The sequence below is a fragment of the Pseudomonas sp. EZ-C24 genome (assembly GCF_014525325.1).
GTDB lineage: Bacteria > Pseudomonadota > Gammaproteobacteria > Pseudomonadales > Pseudomonadaceae > Aquipseudomonas > Aquipseudomonas shirazensis.
In genome coordinates this window covers 24,266-46,021 of sequence record NZ_JACDIU010000013.1, presented here as the reverse complement: position 1 = coordinate 46,021, position 21,756 = coordinate 24,266, and the positions used below count along the sequence as shown (strand labels likewise).

The 21,756-nt window shown below is 61.8% G+C and carries 18 protein-coding genes; 13 read left to right on the top strand and 5 right to left on the bottom strand.

The genetic code is table 11. The annotated features are described in order from the left end of the window. The first annotated feature begins 24 nt into the window (after positions 1-24). Genes IDM28_RS08480 through IDM28_RS08470 form a run of 3 tightly spaced genes read left to right on the top strand, consistent with a single transcriptional unit; the run spans position 25 to position 4,045 of the window. Entirely contained in the window at positions 25-1,434 is a 1,410-nt protein-coding gene (locus IDM28_RS08480) for an alginate O-acetyltransferase AlgX-related protein (RefSeq protein ID WP_101318416.1), read from the top strand. After that, positions 1,425-2,576, top strand: a complete 1,152-nt coding sequence (locus tag IDM28_RS08475) for a polysaccharide lyase (RefSeq protein WP_150571297.1) — start codon at positions 1,425-1,427, stop codon at positions 2,574-2,576. Before IDM28_RS08480 ends, IDM28_RS08475 begins: the two co-directional genes overlap by 10 nt. Before the next feature lie 14 nt (positions 2,577-2,590). Continuing rightward, a complete protein-coding gene (locus IDM28_RS08470; RefSeq protein WP_188035704.1) occupies positions 2,591-4,045 on the top strand; it encodes a right-handed parallel beta-helix repeat-containing protein in 1,455 nt (484 codons plus the stop codon). A gap of 3 nt (positions 4,046-4,048) precedes the next feature. Here IDM28_RS08470 and IDM28_RS08465 read toward each other — a convergent pair whose 3' ends face one another. From IDM28_RS08465 to IDM28_RS08455, 3 genes are all read right to left on the bottom strand, one after another. After that, complete coding sequence (locus IDM28_RS08465; protein WP_188035703.1) at positions 4,049-4,480, bottom strand: GNAT family N-acetyltransferase; 432 nt, start codon at positions 4,478-4,480, stop codon at positions 4,049-4,051. 98 nt (positions 4,481-4,578) lie between these two features. Then, a complete protein-coding gene (locus tag IDM28_RS08460; RefSeq protein ID WP_188035702.1) occupies positions 4,579-5,274 on the bottom strand; it encodes a glutathione S-transferase N-terminal domain-containing protein in 696 nt (231 codons plus the stop codon). Between the two features lie 503 nt (positions 5,275-5,777). Next, a complete protein-coding gene (locus tag IDM28_RS08455; RefSeq protein WP_150572857.1) occupies positions 5,778-7,175 on the bottom strand; it encodes an amino acid permease in 1,398 nt (465 codons plus the stop codon). A gap of 421 nt (positions 7,176-7,596) precedes the next feature. Here IDM28_RS08455 and IDM28_RS08450 point away from each other — a divergent pair, with 421 nt between their 5' ends. After that, complete coding sequence (locus IDM28_RS08450; protein ID WP_188035701.1) at positions 7,597-8,847, top strand: aspartate aminotransferase family protein; 1,251 nt, start codon at positions 7,597-7,599, stop codon at positions 8,845-8,847. A gap of 3 nt (positions 8,848-8,850) precedes the next feature. On the opposite strand, the gene IDM28_RS08445 is transcribed toward IDM28_RS08450, so the two are convergent. Further along, positions 8,851-9,150 (bottom strand): hypothetical protein, encoded by a 300-nt coding sequence (locus IDM28_RS08445; RefSeq protein WP_101318402.1) that lies wholly within the window; start codon positions 9,148-9,150, stop codon positions 8,851-8,853. Between the two features lie 182 nt (positions 9,151-9,332). Here IDM28_RS08445 and IDM28_RS08440 point away from each other — a divergent pair, with 182 nt between their 5' ends. Then, complete coding sequence (locus IDM28_RS08440; RefSeq protein WP_101318400.1) at positions 9,333-9,761, top strand: hypothetical protein; 429 nt, start codon at positions 9,333-9,335, stop codon at positions 9,759-9,761. A 98-nt stretch (positions 9,762-9,859) separates the two neighbouring features. Continuing rightward, complete coding sequence (gene fusA / locus IDM28_RS08435; protein ID WP_101318398.1) at positions 9,860-11,971, top strand: elongation factor G; 2,112 nt, start codon at positions 9,860-9,862, stop codon at positions 11,969-11,971. A gap of 55 nt (positions 11,972-12,026) precedes the next feature. Here the strand turns inward: fusA and IDM28_RS08430 are convergent, their stop codons facing one another. Continuing rightward, entirely contained in the window at positions 12,027-13,469 is a 1,443-nt protein-coding gene (locus IDM28_RS08430; protein ID WP_188035700.1) for a SulP family inorganic anion transporter, read from the bottom strand. Between the two features lie 200 nt (positions 13,470-13,669). Between IDM28_RS08430 and IDM28_RS08425 the strand changes: the two genes are divergently transcribed. The 7 genes from IDM28_RS08425 to nuoF all read left to right on the top strand — a co-directional run bounded on the left by IDM28_RS08425 (position 13,670) and on the right by nuoF (position 21,655). Continuing rightward, positions 13,670-14,404: a secretin N-terminal domain-containing protein gene (locus IDM28_RS08425; RefSeq protein WP_188035699.1), complete on the top strand. Its 735-nt coding sequence runs from the start codon at positions 13,670-13,672 to the stop codon at positions 14,402-14,404. 500 nt (positions 14,405-14,904) lie between these two features. Continuing rightward, positions 14,905-16,230: an isocitrate lyase gene (aceA, locus tag IDM28_RS08420; protein WP_101318394.1), complete on the top strand. Its 1,326-nt coding sequence runs from the start codon at positions 14,905-14,907 to the stop codon at positions 16,228-16,230. A gap of 590 nt (positions 16,231-16,820) precedes the next feature. Further along, complete coding sequence (locus tag IDM28_RS08415) at positions 16,821-17,234, top strand: NADH-quinone oxidoreductase subunit A (RefSeq protein ID WP_101318392.1); 414 nt, start codon at positions 16,821-16,823, stop codon at positions 17,232-17,234. Between the two features lie 9 nt (positions 17,235-17,243). After that, on the top strand, positions 17,244-17,921 hold the full coding sequence (locus IDM28_RS08410) for an NADH-quinone oxidoreductase subunit B (protein ID WP_101318390.1): 678 nt from the start codon (positions 17,244-17,246) through the stop codon (positions 17,919-17,921). Positions 17,922-18,000: 79 nt separating this feature from the next. After that, positions 18,001-19,782, top strand: coding sequence for an NADH-quinone oxidoreductase subunit C/D (nuoC, locus tag IDM28_RS08405; protein WP_101318388.1), 1,782 nt, complete (start codon positions 18,001-18,003; stop codon positions 19,780-19,782). 2 nt (positions 19,783-19,784) lie between these two features. Beyond that, the gene (nuoE, locus tag IDM28_RS08400; RefSeq protein ID WP_101318386.1) at positions 19,785-20,282 is read left to right on the top strand and encodes an NADH-quinone oxidoreductase subunit NuoE; all 498 of its coding nucleotides are present in this window, start codon (positions 19,785-19,787) and stop codon (positions 20,280-20,282) included. Continuing rightward, positions 20,279-21,655, top strand: coding sequence for an NADH-quinone oxidoreductase subunit NuoF (gene nuoF / locus IDM28_RS08395; protein WP_101318384.1), 1,377 nt, complete (start codon positions 20,279-20,281; stop codon positions 21,653-21,655). The genes nuoE and nuoF overlap by 4 nt, the downstream gene beginning before the upstream one ends. Positions 21,656-21,756 lie beyond the last annotated feature (101 nt).

The window sequence follows — 21,756 nt, the reverse complement described above, 5'->3', positions numbered from 1 at the left end:
TTTCGCTGCAAGGATGAAATGGCAATGAAGATCCTCAAACCCCTGGGCCTCGGCGCCGCCCTCGCCCTGCTCAGCCAGACCGGCCACGCCGCCACGCCTGCGCAAGGCGCCAAGCCCGGCTGCGAAAACCTGCAGTGCATGGTCTGCCCGGCCTTGAGCGATCCTCAGCAGTATGCCGAGGGGCGCATGAAGCTGATGCGCGAGATCGTCCCTGGTCAGGAGCGCTGGCTGTTCCGCTCGGCGGTCGATCTGACCAACGAGTTCGGCATTCCGGCGCCGATGCGCCCTGAATTTGCCCGCCTGATGAAAACCTTCAATCAGCAGGGCATTCAGGTCGCCATGGCGATCCAGCCGACCCGTGGCCTGATGCACCGCGACCGGTTGATTGGCGAGCATCCTTACGGCTTTGACTACGCCCGCGCCAGCGCCAACCTGGCGGCTTACCTTGGCCAGCTCAAGCAAGGTGGCGCGGTGGTCGCGCCGATGATGCAGCTGGTCCAGCAGCCGCCCAAGGGCGAGTACTTCTTCCGCCGCGACCACCACTGGACACCGGTCGGCGCCGAGGCGACCGCGCGCTTGATGGCAGACGAGATCCGCCGTCAGCCGTTCTACGCCGGCCTGACCAAGAAGCAGTACCGCACCGAGCCTGGCGTGATGGTGCCCAAAGACGGCACCCTCAACCTGGCCATGAGTGCGATCTGCGGCAACAACTACGGTTTCCAGTATGTACGCGGCTACCAGACCATCCCGGTCGAGGCCAGCGCCGAAGCGCTGTTCGACGAGGCGCCGGACCCGGAAGTGATTCTGGTCGGTGACAGTAACGCGGCAGCGCGGGAAGACGAAAGCAAGCAGTTCAACTTCGACGGCTACCTCAAGCAGTACCTCAGCGTCGACGTGCTCAACTACGCCCTGCCCGGCGTTGGCGAGGACGGCTCGCTGCTGGAGTACCTGCTCTCCGATGACTACAAGGCCGACGCGCCGCCGAAGCTGATCGTCTGGGAACTGCCGGCCAACTACCGGCTTGACTCGCCGTTGATGTATCGCCAGCTGATCCCGGCGGTCAAAGGCGGCTGCGAAGCGTCCCGCGAAGTGCTTGGCAACAAGCTGCAGCGCTCGCCGCTGAAGGTCGGCGAACGAATCGAGCTGTTGTCCAACGCCGGCAGTGACCGCCAGGCGCTGAGCGGGTCGAACGGCTTTCTGGATATCCGCCTGAGCGACAAGAACGTCAAGGACTTCTACGTCATCGTCTATTACGACAACGGTGCTCGCGACAAGGTCTGGTTCCGCCGTGAAGCTGCAGTCACCGGTGGCCAGTACTACCTTGAGCTGAGCAAAGATCCGGCCTACGCCGGCGCCAACCTGCTGTCGGTGTTCCTTGAGCCGACCAAGGCCAGCGCTGCGCCTACCGATGTGGAAACCCGTCTATGCCTGTAAACCTGCAACGCGCGACGGCCAGCACTGGCCGCGCGCACGCGCGTCAACTGAGCCTGCTGGCTCTGGCTCTGGCCCTGCTCGCGCCTCAGGTGCAGGCGGCTCAGTCGATCTGGCCTGCGCGCAATACTCCGCAGGCAGCGATGATCGCCGACTACCGTACCCTTGAGTGCAGCAAGGCGCCGCCGCCGCCCTACACCGGCAGCCTGCGCCTGCAAAGCAAATACGACCAGAGCGACGCGAGCAAGTCGACCTTGCGCAGCAGCCCGGATGCCGACAGCGAACGGATCGGCAAGCAGGTCAAGGAGTTCATCGGCGGCCTGATCTATGCCAGCAAGCGCTTTCAGCGGGCGAAAAAACCGCAGGAGGCCAACATGGCCCTGGCCTGCCAGGACCAGTGGCTGGAACAGTGGGCCAGCGCCGGCGCGCTGCTCACCGAGGACGCCAGCAGCACCGGCATGGCGGCACGCAAATGGGCGCTGGCATCAATGGCCGGCGCGGTATTGCTGACCCAGTCGGCCAGCGATGGCAAGTTGCAGCTGACGCCGGTGCAGAAAGACTGGTTCACTCGCCTGGGCGAGCGCGTCATCGCTGAGTACGACCCACGCCGCAGCGCCCGCGGGGTGTACTTCAACAACCACGACTACTGGGCAGCCTGGGCAGTCGCGGCCACCGGCATGCTGGTCGGTCGTGACGATTTCATCCAGTGGGCCGACGGCAACCTGCGCCGCGGACTGGCCCAGGCGGTACGCAACAGCGATGGTAGCTACGCCTATCTGCCGCTGGAAGTCGCACGGGCCAAATTGGCGGCCAGCTACAGCCAGTACGCGCTGGTGCCACTGGTGCTGCTGGCCGAATCGGCCCGCGTCAACGGCCTGCCGTGGACGGCCGAAGACCAGCATACGCTTGATCTGCTGGCCAACTTCGCCGCTCGCAGCGTGCTCGATCCGGATGACCTGCCAGAACTCAAGGGCAAGTCGCAGGCGGACGTAGCGCCGTACAAGCTGGCCTGGCTGATCCCGTACCTGCAACGCAACCCGGGCAATAGCCTGGCGCGCAAGCTGTACGACAGCGAAGACGGCGAGGTCGACAACTACAGTCAGCTCGGCGGCCCGATCCAGCCTGCTTATTCCCATTTGCGTTGAACAAGGACGTGCCCATGGCCCCCTTCGCCCGTTTTTCCCTGACCTGCCTCGCCGCCCTGCTGCTGGCCGGTACTGCCCAGGCTGGCACGCAGACCTTGCCCATCAAGCAGACGGTCGACGTGCTGCCTGCCGAGCAATATCAGCAACATTTGCAGCAGCTGCGCCAGCAGGTCCGCCTGGCGGTAACCTTTGCCCAGGCCGAACGCGCACGCCCGGCGGGCCGCGCCAGTGTCAGCCTGCAACCGATGTTCTCGGCCCAGGCCGGCAGCTGGCCGTTCGAGCCGTTCGTCAATAATGGGCTGTTCCGGGCCATTGCTGGCTATCAGGCGCATCACCCGCAAGTGGTGACCCTGCGCGGCGGCAGCATCACCCTTGCTCAGTTGCACGATGCCTTGAACGACTCACGCATTCTCAAGCGCTACAAGGACGGTTACCTGCTCAGCTATCCGCTGATGATCGGCGCCGATGCCGGTCTGGTCCTCGAAGGCACCAGCCTGTATCTGTCGAGCTACTCCGGTACCGCGCTGATCAACCAGGGCTGGCTGGGGCTGAACAAGTCCAACCTGGAGAGCATGGCCGGTGACAAGGCGGGCAATACCGACCGCGCCTGGCGTCCGTTCGTGATCGCCTGGGCCGGCAGCCACACCCAGGTGGTTGGCTCGACCTTGAAGCGTCTGGGCTATAACGCCAACCTGTCGCGTGGCCTGACTACGGCGATCAGCACCCAGCAGCCGGCCAGCAGCCGCCCGGCGACGGTGGTGATCCGCGACAGCCAGTTCAGTGAGATGTCCAGTGCGCTCGAGCTGCAGCGCAGCCAGGCAACCATCGAGGGCAGCCGCTTCGAGCAGTCCCAGCAATATGCAATCGATGTCCGTGACAGCCAGGTCAGCGTGCGTGACAACCAGCTGCGCGGCATCGACAACAACAGCGGCGTACGTCTGCGTGGACAAACCCGCGCGCTGGTGGAAAACAACCTGATCCTCGGCGCGGGCAAGGCTGCCATCGAAGTCAGCGAGCAACAAGGCGCGGTGTTGCTGGCCGGCAACCGCATCGGCGACAGCCGTGGCAATGGCATCCAGCTGCGCAGCCTAGCGCCAACCCCGGCAGCGCCACTGGTGATCGACAACAACTTGCTCGGCAGCAGTGTCGGTAGCGCCATCGACGCCAGCGAAGTCGGCGCACTGGCGCTGCTTGGCAACCACATCACCAATACCCCCGAGTACGCGGTGAGCCTGCGCAACGCCACGCCCATGGCCGGCCCGCTGCTGCTCAGCGGCAACCGTCTGGGCCAGGTCGGCAAGGCCATCCTGCGGGTAGAAGGCATGCGCCAGGTCGAGTTGGGTGGTAACAGCTTCGACGGTAAGCCACTGCTGCAGAACCTGTTGATCGGCGACCTGTTGCCGCTGCAGGGCACCCTGCTCGAGTCGACCGTGCGCCAGGGCAATACCGTGCGCGTCAGCCAGCGTTGAGGTTCAGGCGACTGCGCGCTGCATGCGCACGAAGCAGTCGTCTTCGCCCATCTCGAGGAAACCCTGGCGCAGGTACAACTGCCGCGCCGGGTTGATCTTGAACACCATCAGCCGCAGCAAGCCCAGCTTGCGCCGCGCGGCCATCGCAGCCAGCGCTTGCAGGGCCCAGGTGCCAACGCCGCGGTTGCGCTGCTCGGGCACCAGGTGCAGTTCGCGAATGAACAGCGCCTGGCGATCCTGACTCACGCTGCAAAAGCCCAGCACAGTCTCGCCTTCCATGACAAGCCACTGTTCGCGCCAGCCCCAGGCCTGGTCGAAGGCTTCTTCGATCCAGCGCAGGCCGAATGCCTGATAGTACGGCAGCATGGCCTGGCGGGTGAGATCCCGCGCAAAGCTGCGGTAGCTGTCGCTGGCGCGGATCAATTCAAAGGCCATCGAACACCGCCGCGGCACGGGCCTGTCCATCGCCTGCAAGCTGTTCAAGGATCCATTTGCCGGCCATCATCGCTCGCTCCTGTAGCACTCAGTGCCGCTCAGCTCGGAATCGTCAAACCGCGCTGTACCGCTGGCCGAGCGAGGAAGTTGTCCAGCACCCGCTGCACGTCCTTGAACTGCTCGAACTGCACCAGTTCGCGTGCGTTGTAGCGGTCGACCAGGTTGCGCACCCAGGGAAAGATGGCAATGTCGGCGATACTGTAGTCGTCGACCATCCAGTCCCGGCCGTGCAGATGCCGATCAAGCACCCCGAGCAGCCGCCGCGATTCATTGACGTAGCGATCACGTGGGCGCTTGTCTTCGAAATCCTTGCCGGCGAAGAAATGGAAAAAGCCTACCTGGCCAAACATCGGCCCGATGCCGCCCATCTGGAACATCAGCCACTGCAGGGTCTGGTAGCGCTGGGCCGGGCTGACGCTGAGCAATTGCCCGCTCTTCTCGGCCAGGTACTGCAGAATCGCGCCTGACTCGAACAGCGCCAGCGGCTGGCCGTCCGGCCCGTTGGGGTCGAGGATGGCCGGGATCTTGTTGTTGGCACTGAGCGAGATGAATTCGGGGCTCAGTTGCTCTTCATGTTCGAAGCTGACCTTGTGCGCTTCATAGGCCAGGCCAATCTCTTCGAGCATGATCGACACCTTGACCCCATTTGGCGTTGGCAGCGAATACAGCTGCAGGCGCTCGGGATGCGCGGCTGGCCATTTGCGGGTGATAGGGAATGCGCTCAGATCGGTCATGCTCGCTAGCCTTTGTGCGTAGGAATGACACTGTAGGGCACAAAGGCCAGCACTGACTATCTCCCGTTGCAGCAGATCGGCTGCATCAGGACGCGGCCGGCGACCGTGCCTGTTAACGCGGTCGCGAACAGCCAGGCCGGCGGCGTATGCCACTGGCTGGCAGTGTTAGCAATCAAAGGTGTTGAACCGGGATGTTCAGGCGGCAGCCAACCGTTCGGCGCGAAGGCCGTGGTGGTGCACAGGATGAGGTGTATGTGAACATCGCGGAAAGCCTATGGTGAAAACCCCGCTAGGCTATTCCGCTGATCGGATGGGTCTCATAAGAATTGTCTGATTCAGACTGTTGTAGGAGCGGCCTTGTGTCGCGATAGGGCCGCGCAGCGGCCCCTCGATTCATACAGCGCTGCAAGAATGTCGGGCCAGCTGCGCTGGCCTTTCGCGACACAAGGCCGCTCCTACAGGGGCCGCGTTGTGTCGGCGATCAAGGGGCTAATCCAAAACGCTCAATCACCCGAAACCAGAATCGAGGAACGCCCCGGCCCACCCCGCCGCCGCGTAACCGCAACCAGCAAGATAAACGCCGTAACCCCAGCAGTCATCAACGTCTCATACCGATAAGCATCACTGAGCAGCATATACCCCAGCACCATCACAATCGTCCCGATCACCAACCAGGTCAGCCACGGGAACAGCCACATTTTCAGTTCCAGCACAGTCCCCAGCCGATCCGCCCGCCCACGCATGCGCAATTGTGAAATCGCAATCACCAGATACACCAGCAAAGCAATCGCCCCGGTTGTGGACAGCAGGAAGCCAAACACCTTCCCCGGGAACACGTAGTTGACCAGACACCCGACAAAGCCCGCCAAGGTCGACAACAGCACCGCTACCGTCGGCACGCCATTACCCGACACACGCCGCACCATAGCAGGCGCCTCCCCCCGCGAAGCCAGCGAGTAGAGCATCCGTGAAGCCGTATACAACCCGGAGTTCATGCAACTGGTAACCGCCACCAGCACCACCAGGTCGACCACCAGTTTCGCCCCCGGCACATTCAGCACCTCGAGCGCCCGCTGGAACGACCCCACCGCCTTCAGCGCAGGATCGTTCCACGCCACCAGCGACACCACCAGGAAGATCGACGCGAGATAGAAGATGCCGATGCGGTACACCACTAGGTTGGTCGCCCGGCGAATCTTGTCTTTCGGATTGGCCGTCTCATCCGCTGCAATGGTCACGATCTCGGCGCCAAAGAACGAGAAGATGGTGATCAGCACACCACCCAGCACCGTGCCGAAGCCGTTCGGCATAAACCCGCCGTTCGCCCAAAGCTGGCTCACACCGCGTGTCTCGGCCAATGGCCAGAAACCCAGCACCGCCATCGTGCAAACAACGATGAATGCCACAATGGCGATCACCTTGATCAAGGCGAACCAATACTCGAACTCACCAAAGTTCTTCACGCTGATCAGGTTGGTGCACGACAACACCAACATGATCAGAAATGCAAACAGCCATGACGGCACGTCAGGGAAATACGCATGCAGGATGTCTGCCCCGGCAATCGCCTCGACCGGAATGATCAGCACCCAGAACCACCAGTACAGCCAGCCGATGGTAAAGCCAGCCCAAGGCCCGATCGCCTCACTGGCATAGGTCGAGAATGAGCCGCTGTTGGGGTTGGCGATGGCCATCTCACCGAGCATGCGCATCACCAGCAGCACCAGCAAGCCGGTCATGGCGTAGGAGATCAGAATCGCCGGCCCGGCCGTGGCGATTGCGTTGGATGAGCCGATGAACAACCCCGCGCCGATGATCCCGGCGATCGAAATCATCGACACCTGACGCGAGGTCAGACCATGTTGCAAGGACCGCTGTTTCTTGTTTTTTAGCGAAGCCATGGAAAACCCTCGAGTGGGTCGGCCGCCGCTCGGGCGGCTGAACTTGGAGCAGAATTCGTACAATGCAAACGTGCATCTAGTTGTTGTTCTGTACGTACCGAGGCAGGCCTTTTGGTTATCCCGACCTACCCGGCCGCGATCATTGATCCACGTCAGTATTGATCTTTGGTGGAGCCCCAACAAACGACCTTTTTGCAGCACATGATTCCGCAGGGGAATGAACTCATGCCGAGATGACCTGACCGATCGGCCAAAAAATAAAAACCATCAACCACCTTGAGCCAGCGGTTTACGCCACGGTGCAAGTCACCGCTGAAAATTCAGGAATCAGGGGAATGACCGCAATCGAATTATTCGTTTGTGCGTGGGCGATCAAAGCGCTTGGATAGTCAGCAAAATCGAACAAGGTACGCGTGCCCCCATGAATCAGGAAAGTATCAGCCAGTCCATTTCCATCGTTCACCCCATCACACTTTCCCATGGCCTCAATGCACATGTCTGGGATACCGACGGTAACGGCTATATCGACTTCGTCGGCGGCATCGGCGTGCTCAACCTGGGCCACTGCAACCCGGCAGTAGTTGCAGCGATTCAACAGCAGGCCGGTCGCTTGACCCACTATGCGTTCAACGCTGCCGCCCACGGCCCGTACCTGCAACTGATGGAGCAACTGAGCAGCTTTGTGCCGCTCAGCTACCCCATGGCCGGAATGCTTACCAACAGCGGCGCGGAAGCTGCCGAGAACGCCCTGAAAGTCGCCCGCGGCGCCACCGGCAAGCGCGCGATCATTGCCTTCGACGGCGCCTTCCACGGCCGCACGCTGGCCACGCTCAACCTCAATGGCAAGGTCGCACCATACAAGCAGCGGGTCGGCGATTTGCCGGGCCCGGTCTATCACCTGCCCTACCCCAGCAATGACACCGATGTCAGCTGTGAACAGGCGCTCAAGGCCCTGGACCGGCTGTTCAGCGTCGAACTGGCAGTGGAGGACGTGGCTGCTTTCATTCTTGAACCGGTGCAGGGCGAAGGTGGCTTCCTCGCGCTTGATCCGACGTTCGCCCAAGCCCTGCGGCGCTTCTGCGATGAGCACGGGATTCTGTTGATCATCGACGAGATCCAATCCGGCTTCGGCCGTACCGGGCAGCGTTTTGCCTTCCCGCGACTGGGGATCGAACCCGACCTGCTGCTGCTGGCAAAAAGTATGGCCGGCGGTATGCCGCTGGGCGCAGTAGTGGGTCGCCGGGAGTTGCTCGCAGCGTTGCCCAAGGGTGGCCTGGGCGGCACCTATTCAGGCAACCCGATTGCCTGCGCAGCGGCGTTGGCCAGCCTGGCACAGATGACCGATGCCAATCTGGCGACCTGGGGCGAACGCCATGAGCAAGCTATCGTCGGCCGCTATCAACGCTGGAAGGCATCAGGGCTGTACCCGTCACTGGGTCGTTTGACCGGGGTCGGCGCCATGCGTGGCATCGAACTGGTCAATGCCGACGGCAAGCCAGCCCCGGCGCAGCTGGCCAAACTGCTGCAAGCGGCGCGGAGCAAGGGGTTGCTGCTGATGCCCAGCGGCAAGGCGCGCCATATCATTCGCCTGCTGGCACCACTGACCATCGAGGCTGAGGTGCTCGAAGCAGGCCTGGATATCTTCGAGCAGTGCCTGGCCGAGCTGGGCTGAGGCTTACAGGCCGAGCTCTTGCGGGGTGAGCATGTCGGACTCGAAGGCGATCCAGCCGCCTTCGAGTTCGGCGTGACCATTGACGATCGGGCCGTAATAAACCAGGCCGTTCTCCAGCGTCACACAGATGTGCGTGGCAGGTTTTTCCGGGGCCGCCAGTGCAGCGACGAAATGCACCTTCTTCAAGGTCTCGGTCACAGCCTCGATGCCAACCCGCATGTTGACGTTCTCCGATGCTTCAGTGTCGCCCCCGCGGTCTTCGCTGCTGACGGTGATGGTGGCGATGTACGGAAACTTGTTCAAGCGACTTGCCTCATGGGTTGGGATCGGCGCGCGGGCACCGGGGGCGCATAGGTTACGGCAGCACGCGGCGCCGCGCGAGTGGCAGACGACCGGATGTGCGCGGGCGCCAGCGCGCATGGCCGAAAAAGCGCCGATCTGTTAGGGTGCCCGCCGATGCACGCCACACCACACGAGGACACCGCGTGAGCGCTGAACAACCGATGACCGCCGACCTGTTCGAGGTCGACAAACGCCTTTCCCTCAAGCCCGTCGTGGACTTCAACAGCTACCTGCGCAACGCCTTCGGCGACGGCGCCTGCAGCTGCTACCGCTGCGTCGAAGGCGCAGGCGACGAGAGCAACTACAGCCACCGCCACACCTTCGAGCTGGAAGGCCGCACGCTCAACCGGCGCTTCGCCAACACGGCGGGCAGTGATGTGCTGCAGTACCTGAAGAAGGCCTGGCTGTCGTACACCAAGACCGACATGCAATTGCTCGGCGAGCTCGACCTGGATACCGTCAAAGGTTTCACCGACCCGGCCTTGCATCAACGTCTGCTGGCACTGCTGCCGGCCAGCGGCCTGGCGCGTGAAGTCGACGGCAAGTGGCAGTTGCAGGCTCAGGCCGACTGACACCGTTCCTCGTATAGCCGGCCATTGGGCTAGCAGGCGGCGTGCCGTCTGCTACCGTGGGAATACCCCTCCCGCGCATTCACCTCAGGTGACTGACCATGGCCCGCACGACCCCCATCGAGCTGTACCGCAACATCGGCATTGTCGCCCATGTCGACGCCGGCAAGACCACCACTACCGAACGCATCCTGTTCTACACCGGCGTCAACCACAAGATGGGCGAAGTGCATGACGGCGCAGCGACCATGGACTGGATGGCGCAGGAACAAGAGCGTGGCATCACCATCACTTCAGCGGCGACGACGGCCTTCTGGCAAGGCTCGACCAAGCAGTTCGCCGACAAGTTTCGTTTCAACATCATCGACACCCCCGGCCACGTTGACTTCACCATCGAAGTCGAGCGCTCGTTGCGTGTGCTCGATGGTGCGGTCGTGGTGTTCAGTGCGGCCGACGGGGTCGAGCCACAGTCCGAGACGGTCTGGCGCCAGGCCAACAAGTACCATGTGCCGCGCCTTGCCTACATCAACAAGATGGACCGCCAGGGTGCGGACTTCTTGCGCGTGGTCAAGCAGATCGACAAACGCCTGGGCCACCACCCCGTGCCGATTCAGCTGGCGATCGGCAGCGAAGAAAACTTCATCGGCCAGATCGATCTGCTGAAGATGAAAGCCATCTACTGGAATGACGCCGACAATGGCGCCAGCTACCGCGAAGAGGACATCCCCGCCGAGTTGCAGGCACTCGCCGACGAGTGGCGTGCGCACTTGGTCGAGGCGGCCGCCGAGGCCAACGACCAGTTCATGGAGCTGTATCTGGACGGCCAGGAGCTGAGCAACGAGCAGATCAAGGCCGGCCTGCGTCAGCGCACCATCGCCAATGAAATCGTGCCGACCGTACTCGGCTCGTCATTCAAGAACAAGGGCGTGCCGTTGATGCTCGACGCGGTCATCGACTACCTGCCCGCCCCCAGCGAAATACCGGCCATCAAAGGCACCGACCCGGACCACGACGACCGGCCGCTGGAGCGCCACGCCGACGACAATGAGCCGTTTTCGGCGCTGGCGTTCAAGATCGCCACAGATCCGTTCGTAGGCACGCTGACCTTCGCGCGGGTCTACTCCGGCATCCTCAGTTCGGGCGATGCCGTGCTCAACTCGGTCAAAGGCAAAAAGGAACGGGTCGGCCGTATGGTGCAGATGCACGCCAACCAGCGGGCCGAGATCAAGAACGTCTGCGCCGGCGACATCGCCGCGCTGATCGGCATGAAGGACGTCACCACCGGCGATACCTTGTGCGACCTGAACAAGCCGATCATCCTTGAGCGCATGGACTTTCCCGACCCAGTGATTTCGGTGGCGGTCGAGCCGAAAACCAAGGCCGATCAAGAGAAAATGGGCATTGCCTTGAGCAAGCTGGCCCAGGAAGACCCGTCGTTTCGGGTCAAGACCGACGAAGAAACCGCACAGACGATCATTTCCGGCATGGGCGAGCTGCACCTGGACATCATTGTCGACCGCATGCGTCGCGAGTTTGGCGTCGAGGCCAACATCGGCAAGCCGCAGGTCGCCTACCGCGAGAAGATCCGCAACACCTGCGAAATCGAAGGCAAGTTCGTCCGTCAATCCGGTGGCCGCGGCCAATACGGCCACTGCTGGATCCGCTTTGCGCCAGGCGAGGAAGGTAAAGAGGGCCTGGAGTTCATCAACGAGGTGGTCGGCGGGGTCATACCGCGCGAGTACATCCCGGCCATCCAGAAGGGCATCGAAGAGCAGATGCACAATGGTGTGTTGGCAGGCTATCCGCTGATCGGCCTCAAGGCGGCAGTATTCGACGGCTCCTACCATGATGTCGACTCCAACGAGATGGCCTTCAAGATCGCGGCGTCGATGGCCACCAAGCAACTATCGCAGAAAGGCGGCGCGGTATTGCTGGAGCCGGTGATGAAGGTTGAAGTGGTCACCCCCGATGAATATCAGGGCGACATCATCGGCGACCTGAGCAGGCGCCGCGGCATGATCCAGGAAGGGGAAGAGACGCCGGCCGGCAAGGTGATCCGCGCCGAGGTGCCGTTGGGTGAGATGTTTGGCTACTCGACGCAGATGCGCTCGATGACTCAGGGCCGGGCCAGCTACACCATGGAGTTCACCAAGTACGGTGAGGCGCCGGCCACTATCGCCGAGGCGATCATCAAGAAGAACACCGGCAACTAGGCCAGCGCGTTGTTATGCCTGAGCCGCGCATCCACGCCGGCCCAGGCATGATCGATCAGTGCTGGGCCCCTGCCCGCTTGAGCAGCTTCTTGCAGCGCTCGGACAGATGCACAACACGCAGATGCTTGCCGGCCTTGCTGTAACGCTCGCGCAAGGTTTGCAACGCCGCCACCGCCGAGTAGTCGACAAAGCTCAGGTGCTTGCAATCCAGCGTCACCCCATCAGGGTCCTGCGTGGGCTCGAACTGGTTGAGGAACGCCGCCGTGGAAGCAAAAAACAGCGTGCCGTGTACCTGATAGTGCTTGTTGCCATCACTATCGACATGGCTGTCGGCGTACAGCTCGCGGGCATGCTGCCAGGCGAAGTTGATCGCCGCGAGGATGATCCCGAACAGCACCGCCATGGCCAGGTCGGTGAATACCGTGACCACGGTCACGGCAATGATCGCCAGCACATCACTGACGGGTACCTTGTGCAACACCCGCAGTGAGGCCCAGGCGAAGGTCTGCTGGGCCACCACGAACATCACCCCGACCAGTGCCGCCAGTGGTATCCGCTCGATCAGTGGTGACAGGAACAACACGAACAGCAGGATCATGCCGCCAGCCACTACCCCCGACAGCCGCCCACGGCCATTGGAGCTGAGGTTGATCATGGTCTGCCCGATCATCGCACAGCCACCCATGCCACCGCACATGCCCGAGACCATGTTGGCCGCGCCCAGGGCCACACATTCACGGTCTGGAAAGCCGCGGCTCTCGGTGATTTCGTCGGTGAGGTTAAGGGTCAGCAGGGTTTCCAGCAGGCCGACCATGGCCATCAGCAGCGCATAGGGGGCAATGATTTTCAGCGTGTCAAGCGTCCATGGCACCTGCGGCCAAGCCAACTGCGGCAGGCCGCCGGCGATATGTGCCATCTCACCCAGGGTCCTTGTCGGCAGATCAAGCAGATACACCAGCAGGCCGACGCCGAGGATGGCCACCAGCGCTGGCGGCACGCTGCGGGTCAGGCGCGGCAACACATAGACCACCAGCATGGTCAACGCTACCAGGCCAATCATCAGGTACAGCGGGGTGCCACTGAGCCACTGCTCGCCACTTTTGAAATGCTCGAGCTGGGCCATGGCGATGACGATGGCCAGGCCATTGACGAAGCCAAGCATCACCGGGTACGGCACCAGCCTTACGAGCTTGCCCAAGCGCAGCACGCCAAACAGGATCATCAGCAACCCGCCCAGCAGCACCGTTGCCAGCAGGTACTGCGCGCCGTGCTGTACCACCAGCGCGACGATCACCACCGCCATCGAGCCGGCCGCGCCGGAGATCATCCCCGGCCGGCCGCCGAACAGCGCTGTCAGGGTGCAGATGATGAAGGCGCCGTACAAACCCATCAGCGGGTTGAGATGGGCGACCAAGGCAAAGGCGATGCACTCGGGTACCAGGGCGAAGGAAGTAGTCAGGCCGGCGAGAAGATCGGCGCGTAGTCGGGCGGGTTTCATGGGCTTCCTGAGATCAGTCAATCTGTGCAAGCGCTGGCATCTGGGCATGCAGCGAGCGGGGGCGCGATGTTACGGAATTTGTCCGGGGGCAACCACCTGTGCGTGGCGACTGAGCGCATTTGACTCAGGTTGTGATCCTCATCCGGCATAACCGTGACAAATTTGCCATCATGTCTGTTCTACCTGCGGAGAACTCCAACATGCTGCTACGCCCCCTGCTCGCTTCACTGCTGCTGGCTACCAGCCTTGGCGCCCAGGCCGCCACCGAAGTGCTGCCCTTGCAGCACCGCAGCAGTGCCGAACTGCTGCCCACCGCGCAGGCCTTTATTGGCAAGGAAGGCAGCGTCAGCGCCTTCGAGAACAAGCTGATCGTCACCGCCAGCCCCGAACGCATTGGCGACTTGCGCGCGCTGCTGCAGCAACTCGACAGCAAAGCCAAGCGCTTGCTGATCAGCGTCGACAACAATGACAGCAACTTTCAGGACAACCGTGGCAATGCTCGGGTGATTCGCTACGGCACCAGCAACCGGGAGGGCGGCCTGCAGCAGATCCAGGCCAGTGACGGCCAGCCGGCGCTGATCCAGGTTGGCCAGAGCGTGCCGATCACCAGCAGCAGCACCGACGGGTACGGCCGCGTGCAGAGCAACACTGAATATCGCAATGTGACCCAGGGTTTCTATGTCACACCCAGCGTCAGCGGCGACACGGTGCGGCTGGCAATCAGCAGCAATAATGATCGAATGAGCAGCGAACGTCCCGATGTAGTGAAAGTGCAGAGCACCGACACAACCGTGACCGGCAGGCTTGGCGAGTGGATTACTTTGGCCGGGTACAACCAGCAGAGCCAGGCTGAACGGAGTGCGTCAAGCCACAGTTACGGCACGCAACGAGGAGAAAACATGACTTTGCGTGTCAGAGTCGACCTTCTCGACTGAACCCAGGCAATTCGAGGCTTCGACCAAAGGCCTTGAAACTGACTGTGGAGTCGCATTAGACCAAAGATGTAGTAGACCCAGAAAAGCACTACAAAACATTTGACAGGCACTTTTTGACAAGGGCATGATGGCCTCGCTCCCGCTAATCAGAGGCCCTGGCAAGGGTCTTCGAGGCGCGCTCCGGCTACCCCTGGAGGCGTCTCGTGTCTATACGGCCCACAAGGCGGTTCGACCGGATTGCGACTGCAACGAGAAGTTGTCCCGAGGGACGGAAGCGCATCACCGCAGTCACCAGGCAAATCCTGTCGCGCCACAGCAAGGCATCCACGAGCCGACCTGTCGCCGCACCTTGCCCGAGCTGCGCCCTCCTTCCCCTTCGAGCCTTGGCGTTCGCCGTCGTACCTCCTTCGAACAGGACAGCCGTCAGGCGCTCTGATCCGCGACTTTTGAGCATCAGCACCACAACTACCCCAAGAATGATGCGACGAGGTTTTAATCACATGGCACTGACACGCGAACAGCAAATTGCAGCCCTCGAGAAAGACTGGGCCGAGAACCCGCGCTGGAAAGGCGTGACCCGTACCTACTCCGCCGCCGATGTCGTTCGTCTGCGTGGCTCGCTGCAACCGGAGCACACCCTGGCCCAGGTTGGCGCAGAGAAACTCTGGAAGCTGGTCACCCAAGGTGCCCACCCGTCCTTCCGTCCGGACAAGGACTTCGTCAACTGCATGGGAGCGCTCACCGGCGGCCAGGCAGTGCAACAGGTCAAAGCCGGCATCCAGGCTATTTACCTGTCCGGCTGGCAGGTTGCCGCCGACAACAACTCGGCAGAGTCGATGTACCCCGATCAGTCGCTGTACCCGGTTGACTCGGTGCCGACCGTGGTCAAGCGCATCAACAACTCGTTCCGCCGTGCCGACCAGATCCAGTGGAAAGCGGGCAAGAACCCGGGCGACGAAGGCTACGTCGACTACTTCGCGCCGATCGTGGCCGACGCCGAAGCCGGTTTTGGCGGCGTGCTCAACGCCTACGAGCTGATGAAGAACATGATCGAAGCGGGCGCCGCCGGCGTGCACTTCGAAGACCAGCTGGCCTCGGTGAAAAAATGCGGCCACATGGGCGGCAAGGTCCTGGTACCGACCCAGGAAGCTGTACAGAAGCTGGTGGCTGCGCGCCTGGCTGCTGACGTTGCGGGCGTACCGACCATTATCCTGGCCCGTACCGACGCCAACGCCGCCGACCTGCTGACCAGCGATTGCGACCCGTACGACCAGCCGTTCGTGCTCGGCGAGCGCACCCGTGAAGGTTTCTATAAAGTACGCGCTGGCCTCGATCAGGCAATTTCGCGTGGCCTGGCCTACGCGCCGTATGCCGACCTGATCTGGTGCGAAACCGCCAAGCCAGACCTGGACGAAGCCCGCCGATTTGCCGAGGCGATCAAGAAGGAATACCCGGACCAGCTGCTGTCGTACAACTGCTCGCCGTCGTTCAACTGGAAGAAGAACCTCGACGACGCAACCATCGCCAAATTCCAGCGCGAGCTGTCGGCCATGGGTTACAAGCACCAGTTCATCACCCTGGCCGGCATCCACAACATGTGGCACGGCATGTTCAACCTGGCGCATGACTATGCGCGCAATGACATGACCGCCTACGTGAAGCTGCAAGAGCAGGAATTCGCCGATGCCAGCAAGGGCTATACCTTTGTTGCGCACCAGCAGGAAGTCGGCACTGGCTACTTTGACGACATGACCACCGTAATCCAGGGTGGCGCTTCGTCGGTGACAGCGCTGACCGGCTCGACCGAGGAAGAGCAGTTCCATTGAGGTAGCGGTTGGTTGATGGAATGAGCAGGCCCAGGCTCCCGGTGAGGGAGTCTGGGTTTTTTTATGGTTAGCGAGAAAGGGCCGACCAGCTCCCAGGCAGCGTATGAGCAAAAAACCGGATCAGGTCTATGCTCCCAGAAGCGAACAACCCGCCCCAGTACTCACCAGACCATTGATCCAGAGCGGGGCAAACCGTTTAAAAAGCTGCTAGAACGAGAGCCCTTCGCATTTGCAACCAAAAAGCACCGCCAGCAACTTTGCAAGCATCAGACCAAGTAAAATGAACCGCACCACCCCAAACGATATTAATTATCATTACGCAACTTGCATTCCGTTACATGATGCAGGAAACATAATTAACAAAACCAGCCGCAACGCCCGAAAATCAAGGCTTTCAGCCAGTTACAATCGGTTTTTGTAGTTAAACCGAAGAATTAATTTGCCATAGAAATTTTACTTGCTCTTGGTTTACCCATAAAATCAGCGCGATTGATTCAGCTGCGACATTTGGTCACTGCACCCGCGACACCGCGTCGCCGCGTTACTTATTTCAGACTGCAGAGCTGGGTCTCTGTATAAGGATTTCTAGCATGTCGGATTCAGCAGGACTCATCGCCCACAACTGGGGCTTTGCCATCTTCCTTCTGGGTGTCGTCGGCCTGTGCGCCTTCATGCTCGGCCTGTCCGCCCTGCTCGGCAGCAAAGCCTGGGGCCGCGCCAAGAACGAACCCTTTGAATCCGGCATGCTGCCTACCGGCGGGGCGCGCATGCGCCTGTCGGCAAAATTCTATCTGGTCGCGATGCTCTTCGTGATCTTCGATATCGAAGCCCTCTTTCTCTTTGCATGGTCTGTGTCCGTCCGCGAAAGCGGCTGGACCGGATTCGTCGAAGCACTCGTTTTCATAGCAATTCTGTTGGCAGGTCTTGTCTACCTATGGCGCGTCGGGGCCCTCGATTGGGCTCCCGAAGGTCGTCGCAAGCGGCAAGCGAAGCTGAAACAATGAGGCTTTGGCATGCAATACAATCTCACCAGAATCGATCCGGATGCACCCAACGAGCAATATCCGGTCGGTGAGCGGGAAACCGTTACCGATCAATTGCTCGAAGACCAGGTCCACAAGAACATCTACATGGGGAAACTCGAAGATGTGCTTCGTGGTGCGGTCAACTGGGGTCGCAAGAACTCCCTGTGGCCGTATAACTTCGGCCTGTCCTGCTGCTACGTGGAAATGACCACGGCGTTCACGGCACCCCACGACATCGCCCGCTTCGGCGCCGAAGTCATCCGGGCCTCGCCGCGTCAGGCCGACTTCATGGTCATCGCCGGTACCTGCTTCATCAAGATGGCGCCGATCATTCAGCGCCTGTACGAGCAGATGCTCGAACCAAAATGGGTCATTTCCATGGGTTCGTGCGCCAACTCCGGTGGCATGTACGACATCTACTCGGTCGTTCAGGGGGTCGACAAGTTCCTCCCCGTGGATGTCTACGTACCCGGCTGCCCGCCACGCCCCGAGGCGTTCCTGCAAGGCTTGATGCTGCTGCAGGAATCGATCGGGCAAGAACGACGTCCGCTCTCCTGGGTAGTAGGCGATCAAGGCATTTACCGTGCCGAGATGCCTGCCCAGAAAGACCTGCGTCGTGAACAGCGTATTCAGGTCACCAACCTGCGCAGCCCCGACGAAGTCTGATCCAGCGACCTGCCGCCCGCTCCCCCTGGAGCCGGCGGCCTGGCTTCATTCTCTACGTTGACCGAAAGCGACCGAGACCATGACAGCGGACACCGCTATTTATATTCCGCCTTACAAGGCTGACGACCAAGATGTGGTCGTCGAACTGAACAACCGCTTTGGCGCCGACGCCTTCGTCGCCCAGGAGACCCGTACCGGCATGCCGGTGCTGTGGGTCAAGCGCGCCCAACTCAAGGAAGTGCTGGCGTTTCTGCGCAACGTGGCCAAGCCGTACAGCATGCTGTTCGACCTGCACGGTGTCGACGAGCGCCTGCGCACTCATCGCCGCGGCCTGCCGGCAGCTGACTTCAGCGTGTTCTACCACCTGCTTTCGGTAGAACGTAACAGCGACGTGATGATCAAGGTCTCGCTCAGTGAAGGCGACCTCAACCTGCCTTCGGTGACCGGTATCTGGCCAAATGCCAACTGGTACGAGCGTGAAGTCTGGGACATGTTCGGCATCGACTTTGCCGGCCACCCGCACCTGACCCGTATCCTGATGCCGCCGACCTGGGAAGGTCACCCGCTGCGCAAGGACTTCCCGGCGCGCGCCACAGAATTCGATCCGTTCAGCCTGACCCTGGCCAAGCAGCAGCTTGAAGAAGAGTCGGCGCGTTTCAACCCGGAAGCCTGGGGCATGAAGCGTCAGGGCGCCAACGAGGACTACATGTTCCTCAACCTGGGCCCGAACCACCCGTCTGCGCACGGTGCCTTCCGTATCGTCATGCAGCTGGACGGTGAAGAGATCGTCGACTGCGTGCCGGACATCGGTTACCACCACCGTGGCGCCGAGAAGATGGCCGAGCGTCAGTCCTGGCACAGCTTCATCCCCTACACCGACCGTATCGACTACCTCGGTGGGGTGATGAACAACCTGCCGTACGTGCTCGCGGTCGAGAAGCTGGCGGGGATCCAGGTGCCGCAGAAGGTCGACGTGATCCGCATCATGCTCGCCGAGTTCTTCCGCATCACCAGCCACCTGCTGTTCCTGGGAACCTACATCCAGGACGTCGGCGCCATGACCCCGGTGTTCTTCACCTTTACCGACCGCCAGCGCGCCTACACCGTGATCGAAGCGATTACCGGTTTCCGCCTGCACCCGGCCTGGTACCGCATCGGTGGCGTCGCCCACGACCTGCCACGCGGCTGGGAGAAACTGGTCAAGGACTTCGTCGACTGGCTGCCCAAGCGCCTCGATGAGTACAACAAGGCCGCCTTGCAGAACAGCATCCTCAAGGGCCGGACCATCGGCGTTGCCGCCTACAACACCAAAGAAGCCCTGGAATGGGGCGTCACCGGTGCCGGCCTGCGTTCCACTGGCCTGGACTTCGACCTGCGTAAAGCGCGGCCATACTCCGGCTACGAGAACTTTGAGTTCGAAGTGCCGCTGGCCAACAACGGCGATGCCTACGACCGCTGCATGGTCCGCGTCGAAGAGATGCGCCAAAGTATCCGCATCATCGACCAGTGCATGCGCAACATGCCGGAAGGCCCGTACAAGGCGGATCACCCGCTGACCACGCCGCCGCCGAAAGAGCGCACCCTGCAGCACATCGAGACCTTGATCACGCACTTCCTGCAAGTCTCGTGGGGCCCGGTCATGCCGGCCAACGAGTCGTTCCAGATGATCGAAGCGACCAAGGGCATCAACAGTTACTACCTGACGAGCGACGGCGGCACCATGAGCTATCGCACCCGGATTCGTACGCCGAGCTACCCGCACCTGCAGCAGATCCCTTCGGTGATCAAAGGCAGCATGGTCGCGGACATGATCGCGTACCTGGGCAGTATCGACTTCGTTATGGCTGACGTGGACCGCTAAGCATGAATAACACGCTTATCCAAACCGACCGTTTCGCCCTGAGCGAAACCGAGCGCTCGGCCATCGAGCACGAAAAGCACCACTACGAGGACCCGCGTGCGGCGTCTATCGAAGCCCTGAAGATTGTCCAGAAGCAACGCGGCTGGGTCCCGGACGGCGCCATTTATGCGATTGGCGAGCTGCTCGGGATTCCTGCCAGCGACGTCGAGGGTGTGGCCACCTTCTACAGCCAGATCTTCCGTCAGCCGGTCGGCCGGCACATCATCCGTGTCTGCGACAGCATGGTCTGCTACATCGGCGGCCACGAGTCGGTGGTCAGCCAGATCCAAAGCGAGCTGGGCATCGGCCTCGGCCAGACCACTGCAGACGGGCGTTTCACCCTGCTGCCGGTGTGCTGCCTGGGCAACTGCGACAAGGCCCCGGCGCTGATGATCGACGATGACACCTTTGGCGACGTGCAGCCTGCTGGCGTGACCAAACTGCTGGAGGGTTACGTATGACCATCACTTCCTTCGGCCCGGCCAACCGCATTGCGCGCGCCGCCGAGACTCACCCGCTGACCTGGCGCCTGCGTGACGACGGCGAGCCGATCTGGCTCGACGAGTACCAGGCCAAGGACGGCTACGCCGCTGCCCGCAAGGCACTGGCGCAGATGTCCCAGGACGACATCGTTCAGACCGTCAAGGACGCCGGCCTCAAGGGTCGTGGTGGCGCCGGCTTCCCCACTGGGGTGAAGTGGGGCCTGATGCCCAAAGACGAATCCATGAACATCCGCTACCTGCTGTGCAACGCGGATGAAATGGAGCCCAACACCTGGAAAGACCGCATGCTGATGGAGCAACAGCCCCATCTGCTGGTGGAGGGCATGCTGATCAGCGCCCGCGCCCTCAAGGCCTACCGCGGTTACATCTTCCTGCGTGGCGAATACACCACCGCCGCGAAAAACCTCAACCGTGCGATCGACGAAGCCAAGGCCGCTGGCCTGCTGGGCAAGAACATTCTCGGCAGCGGTTTTGACTTCGAGCTGTTCGTTCACACCGGTGCCGGGCGTTACATCTGCGGTGAAGAAACCGCGCTGATCAACTCGCTCGAAGGCCGCCGCGCCAACCCGCGCTCCAAGCCGCCCTTCCCTGCCGCCGTTGGCGTATGGGGCAAGCCGACCTGCGTGAACAACGTCGAGACCCTGTGCAACGTGCCGGCCATCGTTGGCAATGGCGTCGACTGGTACAAGTCGCTGGCCCGCGAAGGCAGCGAAGACCACGGCACCAAGCTGATGGGCTTCTCCGGCAAGGTGAAAAACCCAGGCCTGTGGGAACTGCCCTTCGGCGTGACCGCCCGTGAGCTGTTCGAAGACTACGCCGGCGGCATGCGCGATGGCTTCAAGCTCAAGTGCTGGCAACCAGGCGGCGCCGGTACCGGCTTCCTGTTGCCTGAGCACCTCGACGCGCAGATGTACGCCGGCGGCATCGCCAAGGTTGGCACCCGGATGGGTACCGGCCTGGCCATGGCAGTCGACGACAGCGTCAGCATGGTGTCGCTGCTGCGCAACATGGAAGAGTTCTTTGCCCGTGAGTCGTGCGGCTGGTGCACACCGTGCCGTGATGGTTTGCCGTGGAGCGTGAAGATGCTGCGTGCGCTGGAGAACGGCCAGGGCAAGGCAGAAGACATCGAGACGCTGCTCGGCCTGGTCAACTTCCTCGGCCCTGGTCGTACCTTCTGTGCCCACGCACCGGGTGCCGTCGAGCCGCTGGGCAGCGCCATCAAATACTTCCGCTCCGAGTTCGAGGCCGGTGTCGCTGCTACCAGCGAGCACACCCTGCGCCCGGATTTGGCCAAGCCGATCCAGGTCGAACCGACTGTGGCCGGCGCGTAACACAACTGCATGCGGGTGGTCCGTGCCACCCGCCAGCCTCGCAGGCGCGCACGGTATTGACCGATGCGAGCCGCAGGCACACAGATTTCCATTAGCCACGC

Bases quoted from the DNA above. Each gene is read 5' to 3' on its own strand.
- IDM28_RS08465 (WP_188035703.1), bottom strand. From the start codon at position 4,480: ATGGCCTTTGAATTGATCCGCGCCAGCGACAGCTACCGCAGCTTTGCG.
- IDM28_RS08415 (WP_101318392.1), top strand. From the start codon at position 16,821: ATGTCGGATTCAGCAGGACTCATCGCCCACAACTGGGGCTTTGCCATC.
- IDM28_RS08470 (WP_188035704.1), top strand. From the start codon at position 2,591: ATGGCCCCCTTCGCCCGTTTTTCCCTGACCTGCCTCGCCGCCCTGCTG.
- IDM28_RS08480 (WP_101318416.1), top strand. From the start codon at position 25: ATGAAGATCCTCAAACCCCTGGGCCTCGGCGCCGCCCTCGCCCTGCTC.
- aceA (WP_101318394.1), top strand. From the start codon at position 14,905: ATGGCACTGACACGCGAACAGCAAATTGCAGCCCTCGAGAAAGACTGG.
- IDM28_RS08410 (WP_101318390.1), top strand. From the start codon at position 17,244: ATGCAATACAATCTCACCAGAATCGATCCGGATGCACCCAACGAGCAA.
- IDM28_RS08475 (WP_150571297.1), top strand. From the start codon at position 1,425: ATGCCTGTAAACCTGCAACGCGCGACGGCCAGCACTGGCCGCGCGCAC.
- IDM28_RS08455 (WP_150572857.1), bottom strand. From the start codon at position 7,175: ATGGCTTCGCTAAAAAACAAGAAACAGCGGTCCTTGCAACATGGTCTG.
- IDM28_RS08460 (WP_188035702.1), bottom strand. From the start codon at position 5,274: ATGACCGATCTGAGCGCATTCCCTATCACCCGCAAATGGCCAGCCGCG.
- nuoE (WP_101318386.1), top strand. From the start codon at position 19,785: ATGAATAACACGCTTATCCAAACCGACCGTTTCGCCCTGAGCGAAACC.
- fusA (WP_101318398.1), top strand. From the start codon at position 9,860: ATGGCCCGCACGACCCCCATCGAGCTGTACCGCAACATCGGCATTGTC.
- nuoC (WP_101318388.1), top strand. From the start codon at position 18,001: ATGACAGCGGACACCGCTATTTATATTCCGCCTTACAAGGCTGACGAC.
- IDM28_RS08450 (WP_188035701.1), top strand. From the start codon at position 7,597: ATGAATCAGGAAAGTATCAGCCAGTCCATTTCCATCGTTCACCCCATC.
- IDM28_RS08430 (WP_188035700.1), bottom strand. From the start codon at position 13,469: ATGAAACCCGCCCGACTACGCGCCGATCTTCTCGCCGGCCTGACTACT.
- nuoF (WP_101318384.1), top strand. From the start codon at position 20,279: ATGACCATCACTTCCTTCGGCCCGGCCAACCGCATTGCGCGCGCCGCC.
- IDM28_RS08425 (WP_188035699.1), top strand. From the start codon at position 13,670: ATGCTGCTACGCCCCCTGCTCGCTTCACTGCTGCTGGCTACCAGCCTT.